The organism is Bacillus mycoides, from assembly GCF_001757995.1.
Lineage (GTDB): Bacteria > Bacillota > Bacilli > Bacillales > Bacillaceae_G > Bacillus_A > Bacillus_A mycoides_B.
In genome coordinates, this window is sequence record NZ_LXLV01000050.1 from 1 (window position 1) to 4,997 (window position 4,997).

Annotated in this window: 6 protein-coding genes and 1 pseudogene; 3 read left to right on the top strand and 4 right to left on the bottom strand. The window is 32.6% G+C overall.

From position 1 onward, the window contains the following. Window positions 1–117 precede the first annotated feature (117 nt). Window positions 118–273: pseudogene (locus BWGOE10_RS31725) on the top strand (IS4 family transposase); the annotation flags it as partial. A gap of 325 nt (window positions 274–598) precedes the next feature. Here BWGOE10_RS31725 and BWGOE10_RS16365 read toward each other — a convergent pair. Both BWGOE10_RS16365 and BWGOE10_RS33505 read right to left on the bottom strand, forming a co-directional pair. Continuing rightward, window positions 599–874, bottom strand: coding sequence for a hypothetical protein (locus BWGOE10_RS16365; RefSeq protein ID WP_070144067.1), 276 nt, complete (start codon window positions 872–874; stop codon window positions 599–601). 147 nt (window positions 875–1,021) lie between these two features. Beyond that, window positions 1,022–1,552 carry a hypothetical protein gene (locus BWGOE10_RS33505; protein WP_236735982.1) on the bottom strand — a complete coding sequence of 177 codons (531 nt, stop codon included), beginning with the start codon at window positions 1,550–1,552 and terminating at the stop codon, window positions 1,022–1,024. 697 nt (window positions 1,553–2,249) lie between these two features. On the opposite strand from BWGOE10_RS33505, the gene BWGOE10_RS16375 reads away from it, so the two are divergent. Next, complete coding sequence (locus BWGOE10_RS16375; RefSeq protein ID WP_016091782.1) at window positions 2,250–2,813, top strand: GNAT family N-acetyltransferase; 564 nt, start codon at window positions 2,250–2,252, stop codon at window positions 2,811–2,813. A gap of 320 nt (window positions 2,814–3,133) precedes the next feature. On the opposite strand, the gene BWGOE10_RS16380 is transcribed toward BWGOE10_RS16375, so the two are convergent. Beyond that, on the bottom strand, window positions 3,134–3,793 hold the full coding sequence (locus tag BWGOE10_RS16380; protein ID WP_070144068.1) for a serine/threonine protein kinase: 660 nt from the start codon (window positions 3,791–3,793) through the stop codon (window positions 3,134–3,136). 708 nt (window positions 3,794–4,501) lie between these two features. Here BWGOE10_RS16380 and BWGOE10_RS16385 point away from each other — a divergent pair. Then, a complete protein-coding gene (locus BWGOE10_RS16385) occupies window positions 4,502–4,723 on the top strand; it encodes a hypothetical protein (RefSeq protein ID WP_070144069.1) in 222 nt (73 codons plus the stop codon). Between the two features lie 185 nt (window positions 4,724–4,908). Here BWGOE10_RS16385 and BWGOE10_RS34055 read toward each other — a convergent pair whose 3' ends face one another. Beyond that, window positions 4,909–4,992: a hypothetical protein gene (locus BWGOE10_RS34055; RefSeq protein WP_367890491.1), complete on the bottom strand. Its 84-nt coding sequence runs from the start codon at window positions 4,990–4,992 to the stop codon at window positions 4,909–4,911. Window positions 4,993–4,997 lie beyond the last annotated feature (5 nt).

Consider the following 4,997-nt stretch of genomic DNA (forward strand, 5'->3'; position numbering starts at 1 on the left):
TATCTTCCCCCTAGTAAAAAATGGACACATATTAGGGGTATTTGGCTTGCATTCTAATTGGCTTAAAATCTCTGGCATTTAATCAATTATAACTCTAAAAAACATTTGACTAATCGTAAGAAAAACACCCAAGAGCTATCAAAGGTGTTACTTCGCCTGTTCAATCTTCTACAGCAAAACGGGCGGAAATCTCATCGATATGAGAAAAAAACGATCTTTGATATATTAGGTGTCGTTTACAATTGTACTATGTCTGATAATCAAGCCGCTTAATTCAAAAAAGTGAAACCCGTTAGGGTTTATTTCGTATGCAAATCTTTCAATCATCTACACTTGCCCTTTAGAAAAAAGAAACAATCTCGCTTAAAATTGACTTTGCATAAGCTTAGCTTGATAGCGATGTGGTACTACCCCATACCCCAAAGAGTATAATTCCTATAACGTACAAGGAGTTCCATATATCATTGTAAAAGATCATGAAAATAACACCCAAAAAATCAATTCTTGGATTCAGCACTCAATCATTAGAAGAAGCTATTTTATAATAATCATCCCAAAAAAGAAACGAACAAAAATGTTCGTTTCTTTTTCATGGTGTTCAATGCTCAAGAAAACTTATAACCGCATAAATATATAGAACGACTAGAGCAAAGGCACATATTCCCATAATTATAATCGCTAGTGCGCTTTTCTCTTGTCTAAACCCTATAATTCCAAGAATAAATGCACTGCCCATTGTTACCTGAAGCATTTTAGAAATGTTGGGACTTGAATATCCATTCAACCAGGTAGAGAAACTTAAAATTGCGAAAAAAGAGAACAAAGTCAGAATAATAGTTAATATATTAATGCGCTTCCCATACTTCAAGTGCATTTCGCTACCCCCTTTTCTTTTCATTTGTGAATAATAGGTAGATGGCTATATTTTTATTTTATTCTAAACTTTCTTGAAAATCCACAATAAAAAGAAGAGGCTGTCCCAAAAGTCGCTGAATAGTTACTTTTAGACAACCTCTTTTCTTTATTTTTTACTTTCCTCTAGTTTAGAGATACTTGCTTCTTTTTCAGGTAACGTATCAACAAAATCCTTTTGAGATTTTAATAGGTCAGATTGTTGTATCCAAGCCATAAGATCATCTAAAGATTTACGGGCTTCTGTTACATCGCCAGTAATATTATTCATGTTCAACTTATTAAATGTAGCTAAAAATTCTTGTTGAATCTCACCTTGCAATGCATTGGCTTGCTTTGTTAATTCTTTATTTTCATCACTTTTTGCCTTTTGAACATTATTCATAGCTTTCCCGATTTCATGTTTATCAAAAGCATCTTGCGCTTTCTTTAAATTTCCGGTTTGTTCTAACTTACTTTTAATCTTCTTATCATCCTTCAACTTCAAAGCCTCTTGATAATTCTTTATAGCTTCGCTATATTTTTTATCCTTAATTTTCTTATCAGCTTTTGATGTATAATCTTCAAAGGAATTACTACTACAAGCTGCCAGTAGCAAGATGAATGCTAGAATTAACCCATAAAACTTAACATTTTTCATAGAACCTATGCCTCCCCTTCTATATGCATATACTTATATTATTACAATTTCTGTAAAAAAATAAAGGGATACATATGTTATCAATTTGATAAATATTCTGTTGGAGGCATTATGTATCATTTATTATCTTTTTCGGTAGACTGAATATATTCAAAGAAATCCGGTGGTTTTTCCATTGCTTCTTTTTTAAATTTTTCAAGTTCTTCACGTTCACGCGGAGACAATTTTTCTAGTAGGGGTACCACCCCATTATGCAATAGATGAAAAATAATAATTCCTTATTCAACTAACGCATGCATTAGTTGAATAACCTAAGGCTGCTTCGGTAGCCATTTTTTCGTAACAACTGGCAGTTTAGTTTTCAATATGTGAAAAGGGATTTCTAAGTGATTAATTGAATATATATTTATTGTTTACTAATTTTTTGGAGGCCCCTTTATGGGAGATAAGCTTTACTGTATTGCTATCAAGTTCTTAATGAAGAAAGACTAGGAGCTTCGCACGGTTCTATAATAACTTATAGTGACGCTGTGACGGGATTTCTTGTTAGTGAGATAGGGTATTTTTTAATTTATTATAGTAACGTACCACGAAATTGCAACTCTCGTCCTCAAGAATTATTTCTTTCGGGTGAAAGTTTTTTTATTATATAAGTTTCATTCTGTCATAATTTAAAGTTTTCGAGAGGAGAAATGATATGAATTCTATTTTATTAGATGTTCCGTTACAAATAGAAACAGACAGACTAATTCTTCGAGCACCACTTCAAGCTGGTGACGGGAATGTCGTACACCAAGCTATTAAGGATTCAATTAATGAGTTAAAACAATGGTTGCTTTTATTCCAGTCAATCCCTACTGTTGAAGAGACGGAAATTATCCTGAGAAATGCCCATATAGATTTTTTAAAAAGAGAAAGCTTTCGCTATCTTATCTATCATAAGGATACTAATGATTTTATTGGAACTGCTAGCCTTCACGGAATTAATTGGAAGATTTCTAAATGTGAAATTGGATACTGGATTAACACGCAATTTAGTGGTAATGGATATATGACAGAGGTAGTAAGTGAGTTAACAAACCTTGGATTTCAGTTACTCAAATTTAGAAGGATTGAAATAAGATGTGAATCTACTAACACTAAAAGTCGTACGATCCCTGAAAAACTAGGTTTTGAGCTTGAAGGGATATTACGTAATGAAGATCTTTCAGCTGACGGTAAAAAACTAACTGATACCTGCATCTATGCAAAGGTAAATTAGATTAAAATTTTAATACTCAATTGAGTCTGTGTACATAGTTTATTCCCCTTCTAATCCGTTATTGTGATTTGTTTAGAACCATAGTACATCAATATGTTTAAAATGAAATGTACTGAAATGGGTATTTTCTATTAAAACAAGAAGATTTACTTCTCATAATAATATCAGTATCATATACAAATGTTACAATCATTTTATAAATAAATTACTTCATGAAGTTATAAAATCAGGACCATACATATTAGACATATCTAAAATGTACGGTCCTTTTGTTTACTAGTGGTTCACTTATCTAACCTAAAGATAAGTATGTGGTCCTTTTACAATTTGTATTTCTTTTTAAGCTTCTTATATTTTCTATATGAACGTCTAACAATGTTTAACATGAAATACGGTATTTTAACAGGGAAAGGCAATTTATAAATGAAAGGCAAGTAAAATGTAAAATATGCCTTTTCTAAGTCTCTCCACTTACTATCTTCTTTTGTTTTTAAGAAATCAGATACATCGACTACATATCCCCTTCCGTTTTCCATCATCACATTTTTCCCGTGAACATCACAAGGAGTTAATCCTTGCTTCCTTGCATACTCTATAGCTTCATTGATATCAAGGATTACCTGCTTAGGAATTTTAATCCCCTTATGAATAGCATCGTATAAGGTAATTTCTTTTAAACGTTTCAATACTATGAAATTTCCCCCTTTATATATAAGCTTCGAATAAGAAGGATGATTTCCGATTCTTCGGTATACTTCTGACTCTTTTTCAATTCCTTCTCCTTCTCGCGCGTAAACTTTCACTACCCAATCTTTGTATTCTTTGTGCATAAATACTGCGGCATAATTACCTGTCCCTAAACACTTCCAAAGTCTAGGAATATCTTTAACTACTACAGGCTCGAATTCATCCTCACTTCTTATGCTTACCTCTTTTAATAATTCGTCCTTTATCAATCCCACAAAACTATTTATACTCATCATTCCCACTCCGGTTTTGCTAAAAGGGGGCCCACCCCATACCCATCAAGTTAAAAAGTACCTTCTTCCCTAATACGAAAAAATGAGCTGACTTCACTAAGTAACTAACTTTAGAGAAATAAATCTTTCATTTAGGGGGGTACTTCAAAATCTTAAAATGGATATTCTACGCAAATATATATTATTGATACAATAAGTTATGTTAACTTCACATGATTATATTATACAAAAACTCAGCAAATACCGTTACAAAAAGTGTACAAGCCATATCTAATCTCTCTAAATAGTTTATTGCGAATCTATTTTAAGGAGCTAAGTAAATGGCATATTATGTAATCTTAAATATATTTATTTGTTGCCCCAAGTGCTAATAGTAGTAATGATAGACTTGCTCAAATGTTTATAGGAGCTCAAGACTATTGGAGTCAACATGGAATAACTCTAAATTTCCGTTGGCATTTTTCCCCAGATGTTAATCCTCAAAACTATTAGTTTTCCTATACCAATGAAGAGTATTCCGCAGATACTTTAAATAATTTACTCCCATATACTCAAGGAGTTAACGAATGGATTGGATTATTTTTTGTCGGAGGAAATAGATTAGCAGATGGAGAAAACACTGGGTGCACTTCGTATGTACCGATTGTTCAGAATGATGAAATAACTGATTTTCAAGCTAATATTGTTGTCACTGATGAAGCAAATCATTTGTTACTTGCTCATGAAATCGGACATGCATTATTTGCTAGAATAGTAGGAAACAATATAGAAAGCACAGCACCTTGTTGTCCAAATGATCCTACAGGTCATAGTAACGAAGAAAATGATCTAATGCTTCCGATAATAGTACCAGCAATTCCCAATCCTATTCTCACACAAGAAGAGGTAGAAAAAGCTCTGCAAAGTCCTAAAGCTTTTTATGTTCAATAATTAATATAAAAAAGAGGACAAGAAAATTCTTACATCACAATTTTCTCTCCTTTCTCTACTTATCAAGTAACATTAATAAATGAGGTACCGTCACATTCTCATAAAGCTAAGGTTTCACACTATTCGTTAAGCAAAAAAGACCGTATCTGGACTTATCCCCGTCAAGTAGACAACTGTAAAAAAGACTATGCAGCCATCGAAATTCGATATTCGATCGGAGCTCGATGATTGAGTCGTTTTTGGAATCGTTTGTAGTTATAATGATAGATGTATG